Origin of the sequence: Acinetobacter sp. ANC 4654 (assembly GCF_002135425.1) — a bacterium.
In the GTDB taxonomy this organism is placed as follows: Bacteria; Pseudomonadota; Gammaproteobacteria; order Pseudomonadales; family Moraxellaceae; genus Acinetobacter; species Acinetobacter kyonggiensis.
Genome location: NZ_NEGL01000001.1, coordinates 466602 through 492227 on the forward strand (window position 1 = coordinate 466602; position 25626 = coordinate 492227).

Below are 25626 nucleotides of genomic sequence, written 5' to 3' on the forward strand. Positions count from 1 at the left end.
TCTGCGACATATTAAATCAACGATTAAATATGTCGAGTTCTGTAGATGGCAATGGTTTTCTTGCGATGCTCGCATCTCATTTTGCCGAAACAAAAGTAACATACGAGCTTCTTACATCAATAGTTACAACGAAAAGACTCCGTCGTGACTCATATCAATCGAATTAACCTAAAGCTTTTTCAGCAGCTTCAACCGTTTGACGAATCAATGTAGTAATGGTCATTGGCCCCACACCACCCGGAACAGGTGTATACGCAGATGCCACATCTTCAATACCCACCAATTGAATATCACCCACACCACCGCCATCACGTGGATGGAAACCAGCATCAACCACCACAGCGCCTTGTTTAATCCAGTCTTTTTGGATCAATTCAGCTTTACCCACCGCACCAACAATAATATCCGCTTGTTTTACCAATTCTGGAAGATTTTTAGTACGTGAATGGCAAATCGTAACTGTTGCATTAGCTTGCAACAACATCGCTGCCATTGGTTTACCCAAAATTGCAGAACGACCCACAACAACCGCATGTTGACCTGCAATTTCAATATTATTTTCTTTTAGAATGGTCATGATGCCCGCTGGTGTTGCAGAACCATACGCTGCTTCACCCATTGCCATACGACCAAAACCAAGGCAAGTTACACCATCTACGTCTTTTGCAAGCGAGATTGCATCGAAACATGCACGCTCATCAATTTGCTCTGGTACTGGATGTTGCAACAAAATACCGTGAACATCTGGATTGGCATTGAGTTTCTCAATTTCTGCCAAAAGTTGTTCAGTTGTGGTTTCTTTACCTAATTCAACTTTTAATGAATCCATACCGACACGACGGCAAGCATTCCCTTTCATACGCACATACGTTGCAGATGCACCATCATCACCGACCAAAATCGTGGCAAGGATTGGGGTACGACCTGTTTTTGCTTTTAACGCTTCTACACGTGTTAACAAGTCAGCTTCAATTTGTTTTGCCAATGCACGACCATCTAAAACTAATGCCACGGCACATCTCCAGAGTAGATATGAATCAATTTCGCAAATAATACATGATTATTTAGCCGATTTTATTCTATATGCCGATTTTATGTGCATATACACTATTTATAGTATTGTTTTTTTTTCAAAGGTTGATAATATACGCATCAACAAGACATGGCGGGGTGGCAGAGTGGTCATGCAGCGGACTGCAACTCCGTGTACGCCGGTTCGATTCCGACCTCCGCCTCCATCTTGTTAAAATGCCCGAGTGGTGAAATCGGTAGACACAGGGGATTTAAAATCCCCCGCCCACAAAGCGTGCCAGTTCGAGTCTGGCCTCGGGCACCATTTTAATACTTCTTAAAATGGTGCAATAAAAATCCCAGCTTCTGCTGGTTTTTTTATGTCTAAAATTTGAGTTTAACAATATTTATATCATAAAAAATTCAGCAATTTATTTCCGATCTTTATTTCTTATTTAAAATCCCCTCTTACGCAGCAGTACTTGTAGTGGTCTAATAAAACTGAACACTTTTAAAACAGAAAAAAATCCCTCTTTATTACAGAGGGATTTAAAACAACTTAAATTTTTAAATCACTTCCACCACAATCTTACCAACATGATCACCTATGTCCATCGCAATATGTGCATCGACAATTTGATCGAACTTAAAGGTCTTGTAGACCATCGGTAAGCATTCACCTTTTGCCCAAAGTGGTGCAACAGTGCCTTTTAAACCTTGAGCAATTTCAGCTTTTTCAGCCGTAGTACGTGCTCGCATGGTTGACCCTGTAATGGTCAAGCGTTTCATCATAATTTGACCGAGTTTTACCTCTTTGGCTTTTGCTCCAGCCAAAAATGCAATATAGACCAAACGACCATCACGACGTAAAAGATTTAAATTACGTTCTAAATACGGTGCACCCACCATATCTAAAATTATATCTACGCCACCATTATCCGTTTTCTCATTAATCACTTGTTCGAAGTCTTGAGTTTTATAGTTAATGGCTGTCGTAAGCTGTGAAATAGCAGCAACCTTGTCATCAGAACCGACCGTTGCAAAAGTTTTAAGACCAAGTGCTTTACACAGCATCAACGCAGTCGTACCAATCCCACTGGTTCCACCATGAACCAAAATGGTTTCGCCTGCTTTGGCTTTACCCATTTGAAACACATTCGCCCATACAGTAAAGAAGGTTTCAGGAATCGCTGCCGCTTGGCTAAAACTGACATTTTCAGGAATGTTCAAAGTTTGGCTTTCAGGCACAACGCAATATTCTGCGTAGCCACCACCATTCGTCAGTCCACAAACTTTATCACCCACTTTAAACTGAGTGACATTTTCACCAACTGCAACAACCTCGCCAGCCACTTCCAAGCCCGGCACAGGTGTTACGCCTTTAGGCATGGGATATAAGCCTTGACGTTGCAAGATGTCTGGACGATTAATACCAAAAGCATGCACTTTCACTAAAACTTCATCTGCTTGTGCAGTTGGAATAGCGACCGCTTCATAAGCTAATTTTTCTGGGCCACCCGCTTCGGTAATGATGACTTGTTGCATGGTTGCTTGTGACATGATGGTTTTCCCTATTCGTTACTTATCAAGTTTATTGAGCTTATTTGAACATAGATAGAGTAAGGAATGAAGTCAGGTCGGACTTATGTCTTAAGCCGACTCATCAAGAAAAAATACCTGTACTTTATCCAATTTTATTCGCATTACTTTGCTGAATGATTAGCTGAAGCAACAAAAGGCATCAGCAGTTTACGAACCACAGGAATAAAGACCAGAATTAACGGAAAAGCCACCAACCAAGACAATGCCCACGTATGCAACCAGATCGAAATAAATCCATCGACCCAGCCTTTATTCATCAACAGATTAAAACATGATAGTGAACCACTCATGACACATGACAGGATTAAAGGCATGAGCCAAGCCATATGTTTAGGATGAAATTTTGGAATAGAATTTGACATAAAATACCTGAGGGATATGAATTAAATAAGCACTTAACTTTCTTTTGGAGCAGATTTTTTCAGTGCTTTCATAAACTGTACAAACTGAGGCATAAACGCTTGAAACAAAGGCACGTCTTTATTTTCCAGTAACACTTCGCCAAACAGTTTTAGCCCAACTGCGAAAACCTTTGCAGATTCATCATCAACCAGTCCTGTTTTCTGCACATATGCCAATACTTTAAAAATATCGTCATGGTTATAGGCTTTAAACTGCAACGCTTCTGTATATGTAGATGGATTGCCTTGTGCATCTGCAATATGTTTTACAGTCACTTCATATTCATGTTGTTTCATATTTTCTCCTACAAGCGGCCAATATTTACAGCTGCTTGATCGATTTGTTCTGCAATTAGGCGGACTTCTTCAGCATTGATTTCTGAATTTTTCAGCTTTAGGCGTAAAGAAGTTTTTAGATTTTCCATCGCACGATGAATGTCGATGTATTGCTGATTGTTTTGAATTTCGCGTCGGGTTTCGAATCGACCTAGAATATTTTCGACTTGTGCTTGCTGAGCATTTAAATGCTCTACGCCTGTTTGGGTAGTGCTGTATTGCTTACGATCACCTTCGATTTTTTCTGCGGAGATGAACTGCATATCTTCCAGATAATTCAGTGTCGGATAAATCGTGCCTGCACTTGGGGTGTAACCGCCACCAACGATTTCACCTATTTCTTTAATAATTTCATAACCATGCTTAGGTGCGAGCGAGATAAGATACAACACCACAAGCTTCATATGTCCTGCTTCAAACAAACGGTTTTTGCGTGGTGTTTGGGATTGTTCTAAGTCTGTAAGCAGTTCTGGATTGGGAGTTTTAGACATATATAAGATATAGCTTAATTAAATTAAGATATATCTTAACATATCTTTATATTGTTTAAAAAGCGTCTTTATCAAATTTAAAAACCATGTTGGGTCTAACTACTTTTATGTTCATTATTTTTATTACAAAAACCACCATACGGTGGTTTTTAGAATTCCAGCTTCATATTGTAAGAAGATCATCCTTGTCCTTTAAATTCTCTAATCATCTGTGATGTAATATCTTTCGCATAACAAATCGGTGCGTAACCACCCGCCCGATTGTATGCGCTACGCTTACCACAGCGGCTACCATTACGCGCAGTATTGTATGGACAAGGACAATTCCCCGGATAACTTTCTATCGACTGCTGAATAATTTTCTGTTTAATTGCTGCGGTATTTTCAGCACCTTGCTTAGCTTCCGCCCCAAAAGATAAACACAAGCCCATTAAAAATAATAATTTTTTCATAAATCCCCCTCAATATTTATATTGTATCGAGAAGTAATTTAAGTGAAAGTTCAACTTTAAAATGACTGTATACTAATCAAACACTTAAAACTTACACAAATAAAAAACCCACCTAACGGTGGGTTCCTTTTAAATCAGCTCAACCTTAGAGACGAACCAATTCCACAATTTTTTCAGCAAGCTCTTCAACAGCATCTTGCGTAAACGTAACATCCGTACCTTCAGTCACAGAGGTAATAACCGCAATCCCTGTTTCACGAAGCAATGCGACTTGCGCAGCATCTAAATCCGCTTTCGCAATCGCAACAATACCTTGTTGAAGCAATAAGCTTTCAAGTGCTTGCGCATTTTCCAAAGCTTTGTTCGACACCGTAATAGAGGCAGGTTTTTGACCCAAACGCGCTGCACGGTCTTCTGCTGTTACAGGGTTGCTATGCGCAAACCACTCAACAGATTCTTCCACCATACCAGCACCAATCGTTACGTTATTTAAACGATCAATGAAGATAAACGAACCTGTATAACGGCTGTCTTGATAACGGTCAAATACCACTGGCGCATCAAATTCAACAGTCACATTGGCAATAGCATTGAGATCAAGATGATCTACTTGCATTTGCTCAAGCGTGTTCACGTTAGTACGGAAGTTAATGGCAGTCACTTTCGCAGGAACAGTTTGTGTACCCACTTTTAAGTTATACAACTTGCCAAGCACAAGCGGTTGATCCGCCATCCAGACCACAGTCGCTTTTACAGAACGGGAAATTGCAGGAACGCCCTGATCCGCACGTACCAACATATTGCCGCGTGATACGTCAATTTCATCGTTTAGCGTTAATGTCACCGCTTGACCTGCAAATGCATGCTCAAGGTTGCCATCAAACGTGACGATTTCTTTCACCGTTGAAGACTTACCCGATGGTAAAGCCACAACTTTATCGCCCACGTTAATTTCACCAAGGGCAATCGTTCCCGCAAAACCACGGAAGTCGAGGTTAGGACGGTTCACATATTGCACAGGGAAACGGAAATCACGTTTCGTGGTATCACGGTTAATTTGTACCGACTCAAGCGTACCCATTAAGGTTTCGCCCTTGTACCACGGTGTGTGTTCCGAAACATTCACCACGTTATCGCCATTCAATGCAGAAATAGGCGTAAAGATGATGTTGCTTGGCTTACGATCACCCAATTGGCTGACGAAGTTGGCATATTCAGTTTGAATTTCATTGAAACGTGTTTCAGAGAATTCCACCAAGTCCATTTTGTTGATTGCAACAACAATGTTCTTAATACCCAACAAGCTTGCAATATAAGTGTGACGACGTGTTTGCGTTTGTACACCATAGCGCGCATCAATTAAGATGATCGCAAGGTCACAAGTAGATGCACCTGTTGCCATGTTACGCGTATATTGCTCATGCCCTGGAGTATCAGCAATGATGAACTTACGTTTTTCAGTGGAGAAATAACGGTATGCCACATCAATGGTAATACCCTGCTCACGTTCTGCTTGCAAACCATCAACAAGAAGTGCCAAGTCAGGTGCATCACCTGTCGTACCCACTTTTTTAGAGTCACGAGTCACGGCTTGCAATTGATCTTCATAGATCAATTTTGAATCATAAAGTAAACGACCAATTAAGGTAGATTTACCATCATCGACATTACCGCAAGTCAAAAAACGTAATAAGTCTTTATTTTCGTGTTGTTTCAAATATGCCAAGATATCTTGGCTAATCAGTTCAGATTGATGAGACATTGCTCAAACTCCACAAATTCATTGAAATCGATTTTTAATCTCCCTAAATCCCTCTTTTTAAAGAGGTGAGCAGCACTGCTGCGCAAGGGGAGATTAATTAGAAATAGCCTTCTTGCTTTTTCTTTTCCATCGAGCCTGCTTCATCATGGTCAATCATACGACCTTGACGTTCAGAGCTTGTGGCAAGCAGCATTTCTTGAATAATTTCCGGTAAGGTATTGGCAGTTGATTCAACCGCACCCGTGAGGGGGTAACACCCTAAAGTACGGAAACGTACCGATTTCATTTGTGGAACTTCACCTTCTTTTAAAGGCATACGTTCATCATCAACCATAATGAGTGTACCGCTACGTTCAACCACAGGACGTTCTGCAGCTAAATATAAAGGTACAAGTGGAATGCTTTCCAAGTAAATGTACTGCCAAATATCAAGCTCAGTCCAGTTTGACAATGGGAACACACGAATACTTTCGCCTTTGTTCACTTTACCATTGTAAAGATTCCAAAGTTCAGGACGTTGGTTTTTAGGATCCCAACGATGCTTGCTATCACGGAAAGAATAAACACGTTCTTTAGCACGTGATTTTTCTTCATCACGACGTGCACCACCAAAGGCAGCATCAAAACCGTATTTATCCAGTGCTTGTTTTAAGCCCTGAGTTTTCATGATGTCGGTATATTTTGAACTGCCATGATCAAATGGATTGATCCCAGCGTCTTTACCTTCTTTATTTTGATGAACGATCAAATCGAAACCATGGGTTTTTGCCATGTTGTCACGGAATGTGATCATCTCGTTGAACTTCCAGCCTGTATCGACATGCAATAGTGGGAATGGAAGTTTTGCAGGATAAAATGCTTTTAAGGCAAGATGCAGCATGACTGCCGAATCTTTACCAATAGAATACAACATGACCGGATTTTCAAATTCGGCAGCCACTTCACGGATAATGTGAATACTCTCAGCTTCAAGCTGTTTAAGATGAGTAAGTCTTTCCTCATTTATGGACATTGACAACACCAGCTCAGATCAACGTGTACTTATTACACTTTTAAAATATATATATTCATTATAAAGATTTAGTGATCTGAACTATTGCTTGTTTTATTATATTGATATGCAAAATTATCATATAGAGCTTATCTAATAATAAGTATAAGTTTTTATTAATGATCAATTTCAAATACGCTATAATTTTACTTAAATACAGCGAATACAATAACTTTCGCAGAGGAATGTATAAAATATAAGCTGACCGATCACTTATCTAAAAGATCTATTTTATTCAGCTTAAAAATTTCATACAGTATCTAAATGCTCCCCATACCTTATGTTGTGTTGAATGATGCTTACGCTAGACCATACTATCGAAACCGTTAAAACCAGCCTAGAAGATGCACAACTGGCAGGCTATATCTATCAACATCATTCACATCTATTGGCACTACAAGAACCCTTAAATGACGATGGTTCAATCCTGAATAATTTTGTTCAACATGAGCTGACAGCTGACCAAATTGGTCTGCAATTTGGTCTACGACTTACGGACAATACATGTGAATTTTTGCTTGGTTTAACCCACAGCAATCAAGACCGTCGTTATGAAATTGGTGCGGGACATTTAAAAGCGGATCAGAAAGCCTTCAATTTACTTTATGCTTTTTATAATTATCCCAAAGCATTTTATTTGATTCATCTGCCTTTAATGGCAAATAGCGCCCAATTAGAAAATGCCATTGAAAGCCAATTGTTTCACCATGAAAAGTTAGACTTTCTCAATAGCGCGATTAAAACCAATCCCATGGGTCAACAGTATAATTGGATGAAAAGCTTTATTGTACAGCAAGCCTTAGACATGCAGGTTCGAATGCAAACCTGTTTATATTAAAATGAGCTTGTTTTACCCCCCTTCATTTCACCTAAGAACAGCATATTCGTCATCGCTAGCTTTTAATTTTTTCTGAGCGTTTTTTTGATGATGTAAATTTTAATTTATGTTCATTTCAACAAAATAATTGATTAAAAATAATACATTTAGCGTTTCAATTTATCTCATGCTGTTATTCGGCATTTTAGAGCTGATTTTGCTGTTATTGGGTGATGGTTCTCAAAGCTTTTTAGAGCAATATTAAAATATTGACCAGAAATTATCCGTGAAAGCATTAAACCTATGGAAAATATTGATGATATTAAGATTTTGCAGGTCACTGGTTTAGGCGGTATTGCTGGCAATAGTGTGCAGGGTGAAGGCTAGGCAGATCAAGGACAAATTCCCTATCTGATCAAGTGGTGAATAGTCCATTACGTTACCGCACTCAAGCGCCACTGATTGACAGCCTAATGAATGAACTGGGTATTCAAGGGGGGTGATATAAGGGCTTAACTCAGAGTTAAAACCTCAAATTACTTCAACAAAGTAAGGCCTTAGAAGGCAAAAATGCAACCTAGGCTGCATTTTATATTGAATAAATTTTATACAATCAATCTACGTAAACTTACTTAAGTTAACTCGAAAAAAAGCTACATTATCTGCTGATACTGCATATATAGAGCACAATAATGACTCACTCTATTTACCCTGCTTTGCGGTTTAAAAAAAATGCCAAAACTGCATTGCAATGGTATTGCTCTATTTTTCCAAACAGCCAAATCATACAAGAACATGAAACTGCACTAAAAGTACAATTCGCAGGTGTTCCATTTATGGGCATTAATGGTGGCCCCCCTTTCACCCCCAATCCCTCTATTTCTTTTATGGTAATTTGTGAAAGTCGAACTGAAATTGATAAATATTGGAAACAATTGATTGATGGTGGCTTCGGACGAATGGAGCTGGGTCTATATCCTTGGAGTGATTATTATGGTTGGTTACAAGACCAACATGGTTTTAACTGGCAACTTTATTTAGGTCAATTATCGGACGTCAATCAGCAAAAAATTGTCCCGACGCTCATGTATTGCGGTTCATATCAAGGACAATGCCTAGCCGCATTGAATTTCTATCAAACTTTATTTAAAAACTTTCAATCTCAAGGTGTTCTCAAATATAGCGAGGGAGAATATGTCGGACAAGTAAAACATGCTCAATTTACAGCCAACAATCTAACATTAATGGCAATGGACAGTGGCATTCAACAAAATTTCGAATTTAGTGAAGCCGTATCCTTAGTGATTGAATGCAAAGATCAAGCTGAAATTGACTATTACTGGAATACCATCACCTTACATGGCACTGAAGACCAGTGTAGTTGGTGTAAAGATCAATTTGGTGTCAGTTGGCAAATTGTCCCGCAAAATTTATGGGAAATTTTAACAAATAACCCTCATGCTCTCACCGCATTATTTAAAATGAAAAAACTGATTATTCAAGATTTAATTCAAACAAAATAACTTTTTATAAACAATAAGTTGAACACCAAACAGCCACCTTAGGGCTTTCATTTTCGATAACTCAATAGGCAGTGCAATTCATCATTTACTAAAAAGAGTACCATTCAAAATGATTAATTTTAAAAATTTATACAAAAATCGTTTTACTTACTGTCTTTATTTGAGTTTGGGTTATTTTCCTTTATCGACGTCAGCCGGTTTAGCTGAAATTCAACACCACCCTATAAATGATATTGTTCAACAATATACAGCCTCTAAAACCACGGCGACTGCAAAAAAAATAAGTAAAATTGATCAGATGCGGATTATGCATATCGACATTGACTATGTATATGATGAAGACAAACAACAACAGCGACAGAATATTCAAGCGTTATTGAAACGCATAAACATGATTCAACCCAATACCATTTTTTTACAAGCTTTTGCTGATCCAGATGCCAATGGATCCGCAGATCAAGTTTACTTTAAAAATAGACATATCCCATTAAGAGACAATCTATTTCCCACGCTTGTCAGCCAAATTCGTAGCACAACACAGGTTAAACATATTTATGCATGGCTGCCCTTAATGGCTTGGGAGTTTCCTAAACGCTACAAACTTTCCTATGTCTCACACAGTGCTGGCGGAAAACAAGGCTATATTCGAGTATCACCATTTGATCCACAAAATCTTAAATATGTCTCAGAAATTTATTTAGATTTTATGCAATCAAATTCAGTCGATGGGGTGCTCTATCATGACGATGTTACCCTCAGTGATTATGAAGACTCCTCCAACATAGCCAAAAAGATGTACCAGTCTTGGGGCTTTAATTCAGACCAATTATTAAAACAATCGAAGCATCCGAAACCATCACAATTAGCGAAATTCAAAACAGCCTATTTAGATCAATTTGCGGAAGGCATTAGTAAAATTATTAAACAACAACAACCCAATATACTCACAGCACGAAATATGTATGCACCTGTGGTATTAGATCCTGAAAGTGAAAATTGGTTTAGCCAGTCTATGCCTAGCACCTATCAATACTATGACTACAATGCCATCATGGCAATGCCTTATATGGAAGAGGCAGATGATCATCAACAATTCTATTTAGACTTAATTCAGCAGAGTAAAAAATACGACCCAACATTGGATCGTACTATTTTTGAACTTCAAGCCGTGAATTGGATCAATAATCAAAAACTTTCAACTCAAGAAATTACCGAAACCATCCAGTTTTTAGAACAGCATGGGGTAAAACATATTGGTTATTACCCTGATGATTTTGTGAATGAACACCCTCAACCGTCTAAGCTGAAATCCGCTTTTTTAACTGGTGATTAGCCTCGAAAAATTCAAGCATCCCTTTATCATCATAATAAAGGGTTAAGTTTTTGGCTTGTTGCATCGTTAAAATATCGGCCGTATTGACTTTAAAACTTATCGCCAGCTGTTGTTCATCTACTTCTAACGGTGCAGTACGTCGCTCATCACCAGCAAAGCGAACCCAATTGTAACTTGCCCAAAGTAGCAGTACACAAATAGAGAGTAAAATCATAACAATGATATTCATTAAACTTAATTGACTATTCGGTGCTGCTTGTACCACCATTTGCTGATAAATGGTTTTACCTTCAAACCACCAAAAAAATACCGTGATCAGCGGCATGAACAACCACATAAACACAAACCAACCCGCAATTTGTAAACTATAACCCACGCTCTTATTGCGTACATACTCAGGTCGATCAATATATTCAGGAAGCTCTAACTTTGACTCATCTTTAATAAAAAAACGTTCTTTTATATTAGTCATTTTCTGGCTCTCCTCTAAATCCACGGTCTGGGCTAACCCATCGCGCACGTTTTTGAGTTTTGAAAATTGTTTTAGGTAATGCGACCACTGTGGTCAGCATCGTAAGAATCCAGAAGAACAAAGGATACCAAATCACCCAAAAATAGTTCCTGAAGATTCGGTTTTTATCGTATGGCTTATCAATACATAAACTAACAAAGAATTGGATCAGACAGGTCAATCCTAGAATAATCCCGTACCATTGAGGAAAAAGCGATTGAATTGCCCACTCGCCGGGTAAAGAAAAAAATAGACCATATAAATATAAAAGAATAATACCAAACATCACATATGCCCAAAGTACACTAATCATTGACTCCAGTGCAATCGGCCACATACGGCGTAAATTCCATTTAAATAAACGTGGAATATAAGCAAATAAGACCTCAATGCCACCTTGAGCCCAACGCAGACGTTGCTTCCACAGCCCCTTTAACGTTTCTGGCATATAGATATAGCACAGTGCTCTGGGTACATATTGCAGTTCCCAATGATCGAACTGCAAACGCCATGACACATCAATATCTTCCGTGATCATATCATCACGCCAATAACCAATGCGGTCTAATGCCGTTTTGCGAAAACCTGCGATTGCTCCAGATATGGTAAAAATACGCCCATAAGTTCGTTGTGCACGTTTAATCAACCCAATGATAGATGAAAATTCACCCACCTGAATTTTACCTAGAATACTAGAGCGGTTCACAATACGCGGATTGCCCGTCACGGCTCCAACCCGAGGATAACTGGTTAAATGGTGCATCATCCATAACACTGCATATGGGTGTAACAAAGCATCACCATCAATACAAATCAAATATTCATTTCGACTGACCATCGCTCCGGCACGTAAGGCATAAGCTTTACCCTGGTTTTCAGCCAAATGAACCACTCTAAGCTTTGGATATTGCAATAAAAGTTCATCTAAAATTTCAGCAGTTCCATCTTTACTGCCATCATTGACTGCAATGACTTCAAAATTTGGATACTGGGTTTGCATCGCAAATTTAATCGTATCTCTGACCTGTGCTTCTTCATTAAAACAAGGAATAATAATGCTGCAAGCATGCTCACTGGGCTCTGGCAATACAGGTTGTTTACGTTCATGTTTTAAATAGAACCAAATTCCACCGGCAATCCACAGCCAAGCCATAAATAGCGGATAGAAGAAAGCAAAGCCAAAATAAAAATCGCTGAATTGCAGTAGATTTAAATTTTCCATTATTTTCTCTCCTTAACATTAGCTTGTTCATAAGGATTAAGATAAGTTAATGGACTATTATTCGAGCTTAACTCACTATAAAGGTTTTCCTGAACACGCTGTCCTTGTGCCAATTGGTAATTATTAATCCCAATTTTTTGTATCGCTAACTTTTTCAACACTTGATAATCGCGTTGATAGCGTTTCCACTCTCTTTTTGATGCATTTGGATCAATGGTAAAACTGAAAATCAAACGTTGCTTTTGTTGATCATTTAACTTTTCCAACTGTTTTTGTACAGCTTTAAATATTTCAGGCTGACTTACTGGGTCAAAATCAAGATATAGATAATCACTATAATTTAAACTATGTTCAAGTAAAGGTTTTAAACCCTCTATATGCTTATCTTTCAAAGTCATTTTTAATGCAGTTTGATAGTTATTACTGATATTCGTATAATATTTTGCCTGTTCTTTGGTCCGCTCTTTAATTTTAAAAACTTGATTAATTTTCTGGATACAAGCTGCATCCCATGTTTTATTTTCAATAGCACATGAAAACTCATCACCTGTTTCTATCATTAAACCTTCAATTGAAGAATTATTTTTGACCAAATCAGCTGTTAACTCCGCAAGATTTAACCCTTGTTTTGTTTCTAAACTCACTGGTAACTCCGCATATACACGATTATTAATTCGGGTACGCGCTTGCCAGACAGTACGATTGAGCAAATCTTGACTCATTTTCAATTGCTGGTTTGGAAAATAAGCAACATCGATTTTTCCATCACCATTTTGATCAGCCACTGTTTGCAATAAAATTGTATTGCTGCTTAATGAATTGATTTGATTTAAAAATCTCCCCAATTTCTGATCAAAAACTTGATTGTTTGGGCTAAGCATTTCTGCTAAATCGAAACGAATAAAACTTTTGCGTTGCTTATAGTCAGCACGTGCAAAAGTCAAAAAATCCATCATTTCCTCATGGATCATTTCAGGCGATGGATTGTTCATAATCAGACCACGTTGATAGGTTACCCCCGAGTCTGCCAACGTCGACATACTGCCTAAGCTAAAGGACATGGGCAATCCCGCCTTTAGCGCAATTTCTTCACTTTCTTTGGTCACAGCCCCATAAGGCCAGAAAATAGCTAAACTATTAATACCCAGTTCAGAATCTAAAGTTTCCTTCGACTGTTTTAAGTCTGAAAATACTCGATCAGAATAGGCTTGATCAGATTCATAATTCTGGAACATCGGTGAATATTCACGCGTAATCGCAGCAGGCTGCATACTATTTTGTGGATTAGCTACAATACCTTTATGCATATTGTCTGAGTGTGAAACAAACTCAGTTAAACCCGACTGTTGCATTTCACGCATCTGATCCCAATTCATCAGATTATGTTCGCCATAAGCTTGATCAGCATCTTTAGTATTACCATTAATCCAACTGGTTGGAATTGCAAATACCGCTGGAAAATCATACTGTTTCAACAAAGGAAAAACTCGGGTATAGCTGCTTAATGCTCCATCATCAAAAGTCAATAATACCGATTTAGCTGGCAAAGGTTTTTTCTTTTGACGAGCTTGCCACACATCTTCTAAACGAATAGGATGCCAACCTTCTTCCTGAATCCATGCAAAATATTGTGCTAAATTTTTTGTACTAATGGCATAAACATCTCGATCCCCTGTTCTTGCAACATCATCTCTCACATCATGAAAAGTCAGAGTGACAAATAAATTATCTGATGTTTCAGGTGCAGTTTTTGTCACATTTTGAGCCAAGCCAACGGCAGGAATCACTAAACCCATTATTAAAATTGAAGAAAATAAACTTTTTGCAATTTTTTTCATTAGAAATTCCCCTTAAAGCCAAGAGTTGCATAAGTCCTTTTTTCATCCTCCCCATCATACGGATGTGTTCCCCACCCTATGCCGTAGTTCAAATTCCAAGTTCGAGAAAGTTGCCAGTCATGTTGATAAAAAACGTTATAAATCATTTCTGAAGGAAATGATGTTTGTCTAAAAGTTCCTATAGCCGCTTCAAAATGTTGTGTGAAATTTTTGTCATGTCTACGCCAAGTGATCCAGTCATGTTGTAAAATCATTTCTACACTATAACTTTCTTTAGGATTAAAATAATCGACCAGTACATTATCATTTTGACCGTAATAGCCCCCTAAAGTGACACTGGTAATATTATGTGGTGCCGCAAAAACTCGTTGTTTAACGTAACCTGTGATTTCATGACGTGTGTTACCGTCATCAATATCTGTTAATTGGTATGCTGCCCCTGCTTCTTGAGATTCATTTTTTTGCAAGTTCAACCCAACAATATAAGATTTCCCCTCATTGCCTTTTTTGATCGCTTGTAATGGAATATCTGCCTGACTATTGAAGCCTAAAACATACTGCAAATGGTCACCCAACCATTGCGACCAATTAAGTTCAACCCCAAAACGATCATTACCCCCATCTACACTTTGGGAAAGTAAAATATTTGCAGCTTTACGATGCGATTCCCATTCCAGACCCAGTCCTACGCGTTGATCGTCAATTTTGCCCTCGGTATAGTCAGCCGAACGAAGACTATGATCGACATAAGTACGAAAAGTATCGTAAAACCATGGGCTATTAATACGGGTCAAGTTGTCCTGTTCACGACTTCCTTTCAAGCGATTGAGCAAAGCCGTATTATCAGAGTCACTTTTTGAAAAAGTACTCATATGCTGAATCGATGCACGATCGCGATCATCGAGTTCTTTTTTGCTCTTTACAACACCCGAATCCCCTGGCATCGCTTCCATGAGATAAGCATTCAGCTTACGCCATTCTGGAATATGACCTAAGGCCTGCATATTTTGTAAGTTATTGATTCGTATAGCCTGATCAACAGGTTCAACACCATCCCACAGTGCCAAGGTTTCTTCGGAACGCTGTGGTTGTTCACGCCAGCGTTGTACCTCTGCAAGGTGATTTTGATAAATTATATTATTTGGCGCTTTTGCAACCAGATCTTCAAAATATGCTTCAGCTTTAGCATACTCATGGCGATAAACATAATTAAGACCCACTAAAGCTATATATTCAATACGATCATCATGGGTAACCCTATCAACCCCTTTGGCATTACTATATTGAAAAGTCGGTAATAATTTATCCATAGCTAAAATCAATTGATTCGCTTCTTTATACTTTTCTTGTTCAATTAAGGCGTAATACAAGCCAGAATAAATTTCATAGGTTTGATAGTTCTTTTCCTTCAACAAATTTTTATAGAGTGCTTCGGCCAATTTAGGTTTCCGATCTTTTAAGTAGGCATCTGCAATCGATTGGCGTACATAAGGAGGCATTTTATCGATCGGTATGCCAACTTTTGGAATTTGCTCAAGTACTTTTCCAGACAAATTGCGCTCATTTAAAGCATAGATATATTCATAGTAGAATTGACGTCTAATATTTTGATCATTGGGCAGTTGTGATTCAAACTTCGCCATATCAGCTAGAACTTGATTAAGTTGTCTATAAGCAACATTCCCACGATCACGATAAGTTAAAACCTTGTAATACTGCACTGCATTTTGAATACGTTGGGTGAATTCACTAATCTTGGCACTAGCTCTAAGTTGAGGCTGTTTTCTGAGCACTTCATTATCTTGAATATATTTTTCAGCTTTAGCATAATCAGCATTTGCCATAAGTGCCAATACATACTGTTCTTGCGTACTGCTATTGGGATTCTTTTCAACGGCTAGGCTCGCTGCATTCAATGCTTCAATCGGCATATCTAACATGCGATAGGCATAAGCAAGTTGTGCTAAATAGTCAGGGTCAATATAGTTGATATCAAGCGGAGCCAATGTTTCTTTCGATTCAAGGGTTTTTCCTGCTTCTGCCTGTAATACTCCAATCCACACCCCCCACATTTGATTTTGATCGGTCTCGGCGAATTTTTTTGCCCATTGTTCTGCTAATTCAAATTTTTTCAAATCTCGTAATGCTTTAATAACATTAACTTTCCCGTATTCTGGAAATTGTGTAATTTGTATGCCATTTAAGTATTTAACATCAGATTCTACAAATTTTTTATTTTCATAGGCGATTACAACAAAATCAGCAATCAATTTCTGATCATCGGGTTGCTGCATGAGTAATTGTCTAAGTTTTTGCAAACCCACATCCACTTGCCCTTGCTTAATTAAACTTACTATTTCTTCACGTTGCGGGGCAGAGTCCTTATATAACAATTCTGCATGCAGCAATGTAGAAAACAGTAAAGTTCCACAGGATAGAGTAAGTATATTTAATTTAGAATTCATCTTATTCATAGTTAAAGTACTCTTAATTCATTGTTATTAATTGTTGTATTCCCTCATAAACAATACGCTCAAACCTAATAACATCAATCATTTTTCATGTTTAGTTTTGTATTTTTATTAACCAACATGATATATGTCACATTAATTTAAAAGTGAAAAATATCTTTCTTTTTCTAATTCTATGCTTTTCATAAAGCATTTTATTGATAATTTAACCATGTTTTTTGTATGTTGGTCACTTTAATGCCCAACTTAAAAGATTATTTATCTCCCATTATTACTGATCATTTTTAATTCCATCATCAGCTATTGCACTGTCGTACCATAAATATCAAGTAATAAAAAACCCTCAATGAATTGAGGGTTTTTTATTACCTTTTGAATTATTAAAGCAAACCTTTTTCCTTCAATACAGCGTACATGGTCGAACCCAGTTCTGCTGGACTACGTGTATAAGCCATACCCGCTTTTTCAAAGGCCGCAAATTTTTCTTCCGCAGTTCCTTTACCACCGGAAATAATGGCACCCGCATGCCCCATACGCTTGCCTTTAGGAGCAGTCACCCCCGCAATATAACCCACGACAGGTTTAGTCACATTGGATTGAATATATTCCGCAGCTTCTTCTTCCGCAGTACCACCAATTTCACCAATCATAATAATGGCTTCGGTTTGTGGATCTTCTTGGAACAATTTCAAGCAATCAATTTGATTCATACCTGGAATTGGATCCCCACCAATACCAATACACGTTGACTGACCTAAACCAAGCTTGGTGGTTTGCGCTACGGCTTCATAAGTCAATGTGCCTGAACGCGAGATAATCCCGATTTTACCTGCCTGATGAATATGCCCCGGCATAATCCCGATTTTACATTCACCTGGAGTGATAATGCCCGGACAGTTTGGTCCAATTAGGCGCACGTTATTACCATATGTTTCAAGATAGCGTTTTGCTTTAAGCATATCCAAAGTGGGTACGCCTTCAGTAATCACGACAATCAATTCAACACCTGAATCCACTGCTTCCACAATTGAATCTAATACAAATGGTGCAGGAACATAAATCACAGAAGCATCCGCACCTGTCGAATTAACGGCTTCTTTCATGGTATTAAACACAGGGAGATCTAAATGAACCTGACCACCTTTGCCCGGTGTTACACCACCGACAACTTTTGTACCGTAATCGAGTGCTTGTCCTGAATGAAAAGTACCATTTTTACCGGTAAAGCCTTGTACCAATACTTTGGTGTTTTTATTTACTAATACGCTCATGATTGATACTCCTTACGCTTTCACTGCAGCAACAACTTTTTCTGCGGCATCAGCAAGCCCATTCGCAGAAATCAATTTCAAACCCGATTCATCCAGTAATTTTGCACCTAACTCTGCATTGTTGCCTTCTAAGCGAACCACCACAGGTACAGTAACATTTACTTCTTGAACCGCTGCAATAATTGCTTCAGCAATCATGTCACAACGTACAATTCCACCAAAGATATTGATCAGAACAGCTTGAACTGAGGTGTCTGATAAAATAATCTTAAAAGCTTCAATCACACGCTCTTTGGTTGCGCCTCCACCCACATCAAGGAAATTGGCAGGCTGACCACCATACAATTTAATGATATCCATGGTCGCCATCGCCAAACCCGCACCATTGACCATACAACCAATATTGCCTTCAAGCGCCACATAGTTCAGGTCAAACTCAGATGCTTTCAGCTCACGCTCATTTTCTTGCGACTTATCACGTAGCGCGGCAATCGCAGGTAAACCATACAATGCATTCGAGTCGATCCCCACTTTGGCATCGACACATAGAATGTCACCATTTTCACGTACAGATAATGGGTTAATTTCAAACAAAGCAAAATCATTTTCAATAAATGCCGCATAAGCCGCAGTCATCACTTGAACAAATTGATTGATTTGTCCATGTTTTAAATTCAGTGCAAAAGCGACTTCACGTGCTTGAAATGGCTGCAAGCCAACTAAAGGATCAACTTCAACTTTAATAATTTTTTCTGGGGTTTCTTCCGCAACTTTTTCAATTTCGACCCCACCTTCAGTCGATGCCATAAATGTGACCCGACGACTAGAACGATCAACCACTGCACCCAAATAAAGTTCGCGTTCAACTGGATAAACATCTTCACAAACAAGAATACTATTTACAGGTTGACCATTGGCATCGGTTTGATAGGTCACTAAACGCGTACCAATAATTTGATTGGCATAATCAGCAGCTTCTGAAGCCGACTTCACTACTTTTACACCGCCCGCTTTACCTCGACCACCGGCATGTACTTGGGCTTTCATGACTGCAAATTTACCACCGAGTTGCTCAAAAGCTTTTACGGCTTCTTCTGCATTTGTTGCGAGTACACCTTCTTGAACTGGCATACCATATTTTTTTAATAACGCTTTTGCTTGATACTCATGTAAATTCATTGAATAACCTTTTATTACTTTTTCGCTTTGTTATGAACCACCAATACCCAGACATCCGTCAAAGCAGCATTGGCATTTTTTAAAATCTTTCTTATCTTTATTTTTAGATGATTGTTCCAATAAAAACAACCACCAAATGTAAAAAGAGCGACCTAAGTCGCTCTTTTTTGAATCTTATTTACGTTTACGCTGAATCGCGTGAATCGCACGTCCATCCACTGCAAGTGCAGCTTCATGCACCACTTCAGAGAATGTTGGATGACCGAAAGTCATCAATTGTAGGTCTTCAACAGAAGATACAAACTCAAGTGCAATCATACCTTGGTGAACGATGTCAGACGCAGCAGGCCCAATCACGTGCATACCCAGTAAACGATCTGTTTTCGCATCAGCAACAAACTTAACGAAACCAGCATTTTCACCAGCAGCCATTGCACGGCCGTTTGCAGCGAAACCGAATTGACCCGTTTTCACTTCGTGACCTTTCTCGATCGCTTGCTGTTCTGTTAAACCGACCCACGCCGCTTCTGGGTGTGTGTAGATGACTGAAATGATCGTGTCGTAGTTCACTTGCGCTGCATGACCGTGAATACGTTCAACAGCCATTACGCCTTCTTCCATTGCTTTATGTGCAAGCATTGGACCACGTACTAAGTCACCAATTGCATATACACCTTCAACAGAAGTTGCACACCAATCATTCACTTCAACTAAACCACGTTCAGTCAGTTTAATACCGCAATCATCAGCCAATAGACCTTCAGCGTATGCACGACGACCGACACAAACAATCAACTTATCGAAAGTTTGAGTTTTATCTTCGCCGCCTTGGGTGTACTGAACAGTAACTTCTGAACCATTGACTTCTGTACCAGCAACTTTCGCGCCAACACGAATATCCATACCTTGTTTAGTCAACAGTTTTTGGTAGTCTTTTGCCAATGCTTTATCAGCCATTGGTAAGAATGCATCCATTGCTTCAAATACAACAACTTCTGCACCCAAACGACGCCAAACTGAACCAAGCTCAAGACCAATTACACCTGCACCAATCACACCTAAACGCTTAGGTACGTCTTGGAATTCAAGTGCGCCAGTTGAATCAACAATGATATTTTGATCAACTGGTGCTGATGGAATGTTGATTGGCACAGAACCTGTCGCAAGAATGACAAATTTCGGTTCTAAAACTTGAGTTTCGCCTTCGTGAGACACAAACTCAACTTTTTTACCCGCAAGCAGTTTACCCGTACCCTTTAACCACTCGATACCATTACCTTTTAAAAGGCCATCAATACCCATAGTTAATTGGTCAACAATTTTGTCTTTACGAGCAAGTAGTTTTGCAAGATCAAACTTCACGTCACCCGTGGTAATACCGTGATCATCTAAGTGATGCACTGTATCTTCATAACGATGTGAAGAATCAAGCAATGCTTTAGATGGGATACAACCCACGTTTAAGCATGTACCGCCTAAAGATGGTTTACCTTTATGAATGCGTTTTTCGATACAAGCAACTTTAAAACCAAGTTGAGCCGCACGAATTGCTGCTTCATAACCACCTGGTCCACCGCCAATAACGACTAAATCGAACTGTTGAGACATTTTTATCTCCAAGCTCTAAGACAGAGGATCGCCCTGTCTTAGATTGGTTTGTAATGGTAAGTATTAAAGATCAAGGATAAGTCTAGCTGGTTCTTCTAACAATTCTTTGATTGTTACAAGGAAACCTACTGCTTCTTTACCATCAATTAAACGGTGGTCATAAGAAAGTGCTAAATACATCATTGGTAAGATTTCTACTTGACCATTTACCGCCATTGGACGCTCTTGGATTTTATGCATACCCAAAATCGCAGTTTGTGGCGTATTCAAGATCGGAGTAGATAATAATGAACCGAAAGTGCCACCGTTCGTGATCGTGAACGTACCACCAGTCATATCTTCAATACCCAATTTACCATCACGCGCTTTACCAGCGTATGCACGGATACCATTTTCAACTTCTGCATAATTCATACGGTCTGTATCACGTAATACAGGAACCACTAAACCACGTTCAGATGAAACGGCAACACCGATGTCATAATAACCATGATAAACAATATCATCGCCATCAATCGATGCATTTACCGCTGGGTAGCGTTTAAGCGCTTCAGTTGCAGCTTTCACGAAGAATGACATAAAGCCAAGACGTGCACCATGACGCTTTTCAAACGCATCTTTAAATTGTGCACGCATTTCCATGATTGGTTTCATGTTCACTTCGTTAAACGTCGTCAACATTGCAGTTTGTTGTGTAGCTGCAAGAAGACGTTCAGCAACACGTTTACGAAGACGCGTCATCGGAACGCGTTTTTCGATACGTTCGCCAATCGCTACACTTAACGGTGCAACCGCAGCCGCAGCTGGCTTAGTTTGATGATTTGCAACATCTTCTTTAGTGATGCGACCACCACGACCAGTACCCGCAACATCACCAGCAGCAATGCCAGTTTCAGTTAACGCTTTACGTACCGCAGGTGCTTGATCAGAAACTTGTTGAGCGCGTTCAACCACAGGTGCAGCACCCGCTTCAGTTTGAGACGCAGCTTGTTCAACGTTTCCTTGAACGGCTTGAGTTTGAGCAGCGCCAGAAACAGCACCTTCTTCAAACTGAGCAATCACTTCATTTGATAGAACTGTATCGCCTTCACCTTTAATGATTGTAACAATCGTACCATCAGCAGGAGCAACAACTTCCAAAACAACTTTATCAGTTTCAATATCACAGATAACTTCATCACGTGATACTGCTTCACCTGGTTGTTTGTGCCAAGTTGCAATTGTTCCGTCAGCAACTGACTCTGGGAATACCGGTGCTTTAATTTCGGTTGCCATTATTTAGAATCTCCTGATTGTTCAGCTACGATCGCAAGTGCGTCATTGACGAGCTGAGCTTGTTGTTTTGCATGTAAGTATGGTGAACCACAAGCTGGCGCAGCAGAAGCTGGACGGCCTGCATAGCTAATATGAACTTGTTTACCCGTTTTCATCACATCATCATATAAACGAGGTGCGATGAATAACCAAGCACCTTGGTTTTTAGGTTCTTCTTGCGTCCAAACGATTTCTTTTACATTTGGATAAGAAGCAAATACTTCAGCAATACGTTGTTCTGGGTACGGATACAATTGTTCAATACGAACGATTGCAGTGTTATTCAGTTCTTCTGCACGACGTTTTTCAAGTAAGTCGTAGTAAACTTTACCACCACAAAGTACTAGACGTGTAACGTCTGCTTTGTTGATTTGATCCACTTCATCAATCACAGTCTGGAATGTACCAGTTGCAAGCTCTTCTAAAGTAGAGGTTGCAAGTTTATGACGAAGCAATGACTTCGGTGAAGTCACAATCATTGGTTTACGAATTGGACGAATTGCTTGACGACGCATGGCATGGAAAATCTGTGCAGGCGTAGTCGGTGTAATCACTTGCATGTTGTCTTCAGCACATAGCTGTAAGAAACGCTCTAAACGTGCAGATGAATGCTCTGGGCCTTGACCTTCAAAACCGTGTGGAAGCAATAATGTTAAACCACAAACACGTTCCCACTTGGTTTCACCCGAAGCGATAAATTGGTCAATAACCACTTGCGCACAGTTTGCGAAGTCACCGAATTGTGCTTCCCAAATAATCAAGCTTTTCGGTAAAGTCGTTGAATAACCGTATTCAAATGCTAACACCGCCATTTCTGACAATAGTGAGTCATAAATTGCAGTACGTGGTTGATTTTCTTTGATGTGGCAAAGTGGAATATAAACAGAACCATCCACTTGGTTATGCAATTTTGCATGACGATGCGAGAATGTACCACGACCAACGTCTTCACCAGTTAAACGGAATAAGTAGCCTTCATCCAAAACAGTCGCATAAGCTAAAACTTCTGCAGCACCCCAGTTCAGTGGCATTTCACCCGTTTGCATTTTCAAGCGATCATCAATCACTTTAGACACCTGACGTTGCATTACGAAGCCTTCTGGAAGCTCACGCATTTTCGTGCCAAGCTCTTTCAAACGCTCGATTGGGAAAGTCGTATCCCAGTCATCTGTATAATCGTGACCCAAATAAGGCGTCCAATCGACAAACATTTTTTCGTTTGGTTCAAGTACCAATGCATTGGCAACGTGTTTACCTGCTTCTAAATCTGCACGGTATTTTTCAACCATCGCATCTGCAGAAGAACGGTCTAACACGTTTTCTTGCACCAATTGATCCGCATAAAGCGTACGCGTGGTCGCTTTTTTGTTAATCACTTGATACATCATCGGTTGAGTTGCTGCTGGCTCATCCGCTTCGTTATGACCACGGCGACGGTAGCAGAACATATCAATCACAACATCCTTACGGAAGGTATGACGGAAATCATGTGCCAATTGAGAAACAAACAACACAGACTCAGGATCATCACCATTCACATGGAAAATTGGGGCCTGAATCATTTTTGCGATGTCGGTACAGTATTCTGTAGAACGTGCATCACGTGGGTCAGATGTGGTAAAACCAACTTGGTTGTTCACTACAATATGAACTGTACCACCCACTGTATAACCACGCGTTTGTGACATTTGGAAGGTTTCTTGGTTAACACCTTGACCTGCAAATGCCGCATCACCATGGACAATCACGGGCAATACATCATCACCGCCAATGTCTTTACGACGGACTTGGCGTGCACGTACAGAACCTTCAACTACAGGCCCAACAATTTCTAAATGCGATGGGTTAAACGCCAATGCCAAGTGAACTTCGCCACCCGGTGTCATCACATTTGAAGAAAAACCTTGGTGATACTTAACGTCGCCAGAACCTTTCTTGTGAATTGACTTACCTTCAAACTCACCAAATAAATCAGCAGGGTTTTTACCCATGATGTTTACAAGTAAGTTTAAACGCCCACGGTGTGGCATACCAATCACGACTTCTTTACAACCTACAGCACCTGCACGTTGAATCAGTTCGTTGACCATTGGAATGAAAGACTCACCGCCTTCAACACCAAAACGTTTCGCGCCAACATATTTATTGCCTAGGAATTTTTCTAGACCTTCAGCAGCAGTTAAGCGTTCTAAAACATGTTTTTTCTGATCAGCAGTAAAGCCAAATTGACCTTTAGCACCTTCAAGACGTTGTTGAATCCAGCGTTTTTCTTTGGTATCAACAATATGCATGTATTCAACACCAATAGAAGCACAATATGTTGCTTCCATTGCGTTAACCATTTCGCCTAAAGTCGCTTCAGACTTACCTAGAGCAAGGTTACCTGCATTAAAGACTGTATCTAAATCTGATTTCGTTAAGCCATGTGAAGCAAGATCTAAATCTGGAACATCTTCACGTTTAGCCAAACCTAAAGGATCTAATTTTGCTTTTTGATGACCACGATTACGATAAGCAGCGATAAGCTGTAAAACGCCAATTTGACGACGTTCATGTTCAGAGCTTACAGCACTTTGAACAACAGGTTGAACGCGACTTGAATTGCGACCTAATAAAAGGAATTGCTCACGTACATTGCTATGTGGTTGATCACCTTTAGGGAATTTATCGAAATATTCGCGCCAGTCTGATCCTACAGAATCTGGTGACGTCAAATAATGTTCATAAAGTTCTTCAATATACGCTGCACTGTCAGCGGAAAGTTCAGTGTCAAGACGCAGTGCGTCAGCAACTTCTTGCATTTGTGGACCCATTTCCTATTGCAAAAACATTTCAGGATGCTTTTTAAGCTACCCCATGATTAATAATGTCAAATTGGTAATATGACATTAATCCCCCACAAGGCATAAGCCATGGGGCGTTATCACTACATCAGGAATAACCCCAATGTGAACAATGAATCATAACGCCCCTCAGCGGCATCATCACTCATTAAAATACTCGACCAAAATCGAGCAATTTTTTGCAAATCGACTTAGAAAAAATAAGCACGCGGCTTAATTTTTCTAAAGCGATTTATATCTATTGATAAACCCTACATACAATCCAAAACATTAAAAAAAATATACCGAAACAAAGTACTTTTTTCACATATAGCTTGGTGTTAAATCGTAACATGTTCTCTAGTTACAATTAATTTTTTTGACACATACCTCTCATAAACTTGCGAAATACATAACCATTATTTCCATCTAATATATGGTGCTTTATCTAATAATTAGATTCAATGTAGACCATAGTCCTACACCACCAAATCACAGATAACAAAAGAGAGCACAATATTTAAACCCGCTCTCTTCATTTACGTTATATGGTAACATTTTAACAGCATCTTTGCAGATTCAAGCTCAAGATTAATGCCTTAATTGCCGAT

Annotated in this window: 21 protein-coding genes, 2 tRNA genes and 1 pseudogene; 7 read left to right on the forward strand and 17 right to left on the reverse strand. The window is 39.3% G+C overall.

The window, feature by feature from the left end; all coding sequences use genetic code 11:
* Positions 1-163 precede the first annotated feature (163 nt).
* Positions 164-1012, reverse strand: a complete 849-nt coding sequence (gene folD / locus B9T24_RS02175; RefSeq protein ID WP_074943399.1) for a bifunctional methylenetetrahydrofolate dehydrogenase/methenyltetrahydrofolate cyclohydrolase FolD — start codon at positions 1010-1012, stop codon at positions 164-166.
* A gap of 152 nt (positions 1013-1164) precedes the next feature.
* Here folD and B9T24_RS02180 point away from each other — a divergent pair.
* Positions 1165-1238: transfer RNA gene (locus B9T24_RS02180), tRNA-Cys, on the forward strand.
* Positions 1239-1250: 12 nt separating this feature from the next.
* Positions 1251-1336: transfer RNA gene (locus tag B9T24_RS02185), tRNA-Leu, on the forward strand.
* A gap of 242 nt (positions 1337-1578) precedes the next feature.
* On the opposite strand, the gene B9T24_RS02190 is transcribed toward B9T24_RS02185, so the two are convergent.
* The 7 genes from B9T24_RS02190 to cysD form a co-directional block, all read right to left on the reverse strand.
* Positions 1579-2571, reverse strand: a complete 993-nt coding sequence (locus B9T24_RS02190) for an NAD(P)H-quinone oxidoreductase (RefSeq protein ID WP_086164298.1) — start codon at positions 2569-2571, stop codon at positions 1579-1581.
* A 143-nt stretch (positions 2572-2714) separates the two neighbouring features.
* Positions 2715-2975: a DUF2798 domain-containing protein gene (locus B9T24_RS02195; protein ID WP_086164299.1), complete on the reverse strand. Its 261-nt coding sequence runs from the start codon at positions 2973-2975 to the stop codon at positions 2715-2717.
* A gap of 33 nt (positions 2976-3008) precedes the next feature.
* The gene (locus tag B9T24_RS02200; protein ID WP_086164300.1) at positions 3009-3311 is read right to left on the reverse strand and encodes a DUF3861 domain-containing protein; all 303 of its coding nucleotides are present in this window, start codon (positions 3309-3311) and stop codon (positions 3009-3011) included.
* 8 nt (positions 3312-3319) lie between these two features.
* A complete protein-coding gene (locus B9T24_RS02205; protein WP_086164301.1) occupies positions 3320-3841 on the reverse strand; it encodes a PadR family transcriptional regulator in 522 nt (173 codons plus the stop codon).
* A 179-nt stretch (positions 3842-4020) separates the two neighbouring features.
* Positions 4021-4293: a hypothetical protein gene (locus B9T24_RS02210; protein ID WP_086164302.1), complete on the reverse strand. Its 273-nt coding sequence runs from the start codon at positions 4291-4293 to the stop codon at positions 4021-4023.
* Positions 4294-4438: 145 nt separating this feature from the next.
* Positions 4439-6055, reverse strand: coding sequence for a sulfate adenylyltransferase subunit CysN (gene cysN, locus B9T24_RS02215; RefSeq protein ID WP_086164303.1), 1617 nt, complete (start codon positions 6053-6055; stop codon positions 4439-4441).
* A gap of 97 nt (positions 6056-6152) precedes the next feature.
* Entirely contained in the window at positions 6153-7061 is a 909-nt protein-coding gene (gene cysD, locus B9T24_RS02220; protein ID WP_171264836.1) for a sulfate adenylyltransferase subunit CysD, read from the reverse strand.
* Between the two features lie 340 nt (positions 7062-7401).
* On the opposite strand from cysD, the gene B9T24_RS02225 reads away from it, so the two are divergent.
* The 5 genes and pseudogenes from B9T24_RS02225 (at position 7402) to pgaB (B9T24_RS02240) (ending at position 10779) form a co-directional block, all read left to right on the forward strand.
* A complete protein-coding gene (locus B9T24_RS02225) occupies positions 7402-7944 on the forward strand; it encodes a hypothetical protein (RefSeq protein WP_086164571.1) in 543 nt (180 codons plus the stop codon).
* Between the two features lie 127 nt (positions 7945-8071).
* Complete coding sequence (locus tag B9T24_RS17355; RefSeq protein ID WP_416224342.1) at positions 8072-8188, forward strand: hypothetical protein; 117 nt, start codon at positions 8072-8074, stop codon at positions 8186-8188.
* Positions 8189-8196: 8 nt separating this feature from the next.
* Positions 8197-8426 (forward strand): annotated as a pseudogene (locus B9T24_RS02230) (flotillin domain-containing protein); the annotation flags it as partial.
* A gap of 189 nt (positions 8427-8615) precedes the next feature.
* A complete protein-coding gene (locus tag B9T24_RS02235) occupies positions 8616-9446 on the forward strand; it encodes a VOC family protein (RefSeq protein WP_086164305.1) in 831 nt (276 codons plus the stop codon).
* A 109-nt stretch (positions 9447-9555) separates the two neighbouring features.
* Positions 9556-10779 carry a poly-beta-1,6-N-acetyl-D-glucosamine N-deacetylase PgaB gene (gene pgaB / locus B9T24_RS02240; protein WP_086164306.1) on the forward strand — a complete coding sequence of 408 codons (1224 nt, stop codon included), beginning with the start codon at positions 9556-9558 and terminating at the stop codon, positions 10777-10779.
* On the opposite strand, the gene pgaD is transcribed toward pgaB (B9T24_RS02240), so the two are convergent.
* The 9 genes from pgaD to B9T24_RS02285 form a co-directional block, all read right to left on the reverse strand.
* On the reverse strand, positions 10745-11251 hold the full coding sequence (gene pgaD / locus B9T24_RS02245) for a poly-beta-1,6-N-acetyl-D-glucosamine biosynthesis protein PgaD (RefSeq protein ID WP_086164307.1): 507 nt from the start codon (positions 11249-11251) through the stop codon (positions 10745-10747). The two genes, pgaB (B9T24_RS02240) and pgaD, sit on opposite strands and share 35 nt — an antisense overlap.
* Positions 11244-12512: a poly-beta-1,6-N-acetyl-D-glucosamine synthase gene (gene pgaC, locus B9T24_RS02250; protein ID WP_086164308.1), complete on the reverse strand. Its 1269-nt coding sequence runs from the start codon at positions 12510-12512 to the stop codon at positions 11244-11246. Before pgaC ends, pgaD begins: the two co-directional genes overlap by 8 nt.
* Positions 12512-14350: a poly-beta-1,6-N-acetyl-D-glucosamine N-deacetylase PgaB gene (pgaB, locus tag B9T24_RS02255; protein WP_086164309.1), complete on the reverse strand. Its 1839-nt coding sequence runs from the start codon at positions 14348-14350 to the stop codon at positions 12512-12514. Before pgaB (B9T24_RS02255) ends, pgaC begins: the two co-directional genes overlap by 1 nt.
* Positions 14350-16824 carry a poly-beta-1,6 N-acetyl-D-glucosamine export porin PgaA gene (pgaA, locus tag B9T24_RS02260; RefSeq protein WP_086164310.1) on the reverse strand — a complete coding sequence of 825 codons (2475 nt, stop codon included), beginning with the start codon at positions 16822-16824 and terminating at the stop codon, positions 14350-14352. Before pgaA ends, pgaB (B9T24_RS02255) begins: the two co-directional genes overlap by 1 nt.
* Positions 16825-17201: 377 nt before the next feature.
* A complete protein-coding gene (gene sucD / locus B9T24_RS02265) occupies positions 17202-18092 on the reverse strand; it encodes a succinate--CoA ligase subunit alpha (protein ID WP_074945622.1) in 891 nt (296 codons plus the stop codon).
* 12 nt (positions 18093-18104) lie between these two features.
* On the reverse strand, positions 18105-19271 hold the full coding sequence (gene sucC / locus B9T24_RS02270; protein WP_086164311.1) for an ADP-forming succinate--CoA ligase subunit beta: 1167 nt from the start codon (positions 19269-19271) through the stop codon (positions 18105-18107).
* A 174-nt stretch (positions 19272-19445) separates the two neighbouring features.
* Complete coding sequence (gene lpdA / locus B9T24_RS02275; RefSeq protein WP_086164312.1) at positions 19446-20879, reverse strand: dihydrolipoyl dehydrogenase; 1434 nt, start codon at positions 20877-20879, stop codon at positions 19446-19448.
* A 63-nt stretch (positions 20880-20942) separates the two neighbouring features.
* A complete protein-coding gene (gene odhB, locus B9T24_RS02280) occupies positions 20943-22154 on the reverse strand; it encodes a 2-oxoglutarate dehydrogenase complex dihydrolipoyllysine-residue succinyltransferase (RefSeq protein ID WP_086164313.1) in 1212 nt (403 codons plus the stop codon).
* Positions 22154-24994, reverse strand: coding sequence for a 2-oxoglutarate dehydrogenase E1 component (locus B9T24_RS02285; protein WP_086164572.1), 2841 nt, complete (start codon positions 24992-24994; stop codon positions 22154-22156). Before B9T24_RS02285 ends, odhB begins: the two co-directional genes overlap by 1 nt.
* Between the last annotated feature and the right edge of the window lie 632 nt (positions 24995-25626).

Excerpts from the sequence above, each read along its gene's own strand:
- B9T24_RS02190 (WP_086164298.1), bottom strand. The coding sequence starts at position 2,571 with ATGTCACAAGCAACCATGCAACAAGTCATCATTACCGAAGCGGGTGGC.
- B9T24_RS02195 (WP_086164299.1), bottom strand. The coding sequence starts at position 2,975 with ATGTCAAATTCTATTCCAAAATTTCATCCTAAACATATGGCTTGGCTC.
- B9T24_RS02200 (WP_086164300.1), bottom strand. The coding sequence starts at position 3,311 with ATGAAACAACATGAATATGAAGTGACTGTAAAACATATTGCAGATGCA.
- B9T24_RS02205 (WP_086164301.1), bottom strand. The coding sequence starts at position 3,841 with ATGTCTAAAACTCCCAATCCAGAACTGCTTACAGACTTAGAACAATCC.
- B9T24_RS02210 (WP_086164302.1), bottom strand. The coding sequence starts at position 4,293 with ATGAAAAAATTATTATTTTTAATGGGCTTGTGTTTATCTTTTGGGGCG.
- cysN (WP_086164303.1), bottom strand. The coding sequence starts at position 6,055 with ATGTCTCATCAATCTGAACTGATTAGCCAAGATATCTTGGCATATTTG.
- B9T24_RS02225 (WP_086164571.1), top strand. The coding sequence starts at position 7,402 with ATGCTTACGCTAGACCATACTATCGAAACCGTTAAAACCAGCCTAGAA.
- B9T24_RS02235 (WP_086164305.1), top strand. The coding sequence starts at position 8,616 with ATGACTCACTCTATTTACCCTGCTTTGCGGTTTAAAAAAAATGCCAAA.
- pgaB (WP_086164306.1), top strand. The coding sequence starts at position 9,556 with ATGATTAATTTTAAAAATTTATACAAAAATCGTTTTACTTACTGTCTT.
- pgaD (WP_086164307.1), bottom strand. The coding sequence starts at position 11,251 with ATGACTAATATAAAAGAACGTTTTTTTATTAAAGATGAGTCAAAGTTA.
- pgaC (WP_086164308.1), bottom strand. The coding sequence starts at position 12,512 with ATGGAAAATTTAAATCTACTGCAATTCAGCGATTTTTATTTTGGCTTT.
- pgaB (WP_086164309.1), bottom strand. The coding sequence starts at position 14,350 with ATGAAAAAAATTGCAAAAAGTTTATTTTCTTCAATTTTAATAATGGGT.
- pgaA (WP_086164310.1), bottom strand. The coding sequence starts at position 16,824 with ATGAATAAGATGAATTCTAAATTAAATATACTTACTCTATCCTGTGGA.
- sucD (WP_074945622.1), bottom strand. The coding sequence starts at position 18,092 with ATGAGCGTATTAGTAAATAAAAACACCAAAGTATTGGTACAAGGCTTT.
- sucC (WP_086164311.1), bottom strand. The coding sequence starts at position 19,271 with ATGAATTTACATGAGTATCAAGCAAAAGCGTTATTAAAAAAATATGGT.
- lpdA (WP_086164312.1), bottom strand. The coding sequence starts at position 20,879 with ATGTCTCAACAGTTCGATTTAGTCGTTATTGGCGGTGGACCAGGTGGT.
- odhB (WP_086164313.1), bottom strand. The coding sequence starts at position 22,154 with ATGGCAACCGAAATTAAAGCACCGGTATTCCCAGAGTCAGTTGCTGAC.
- B9T24_RS02285 (WP_086164572.1), bottom strand. The coding sequence starts at position 24,994 with ATGCAAGAAGTTGCTGACGCACTGCGTCTTGACACTGAACTTTCCGCT.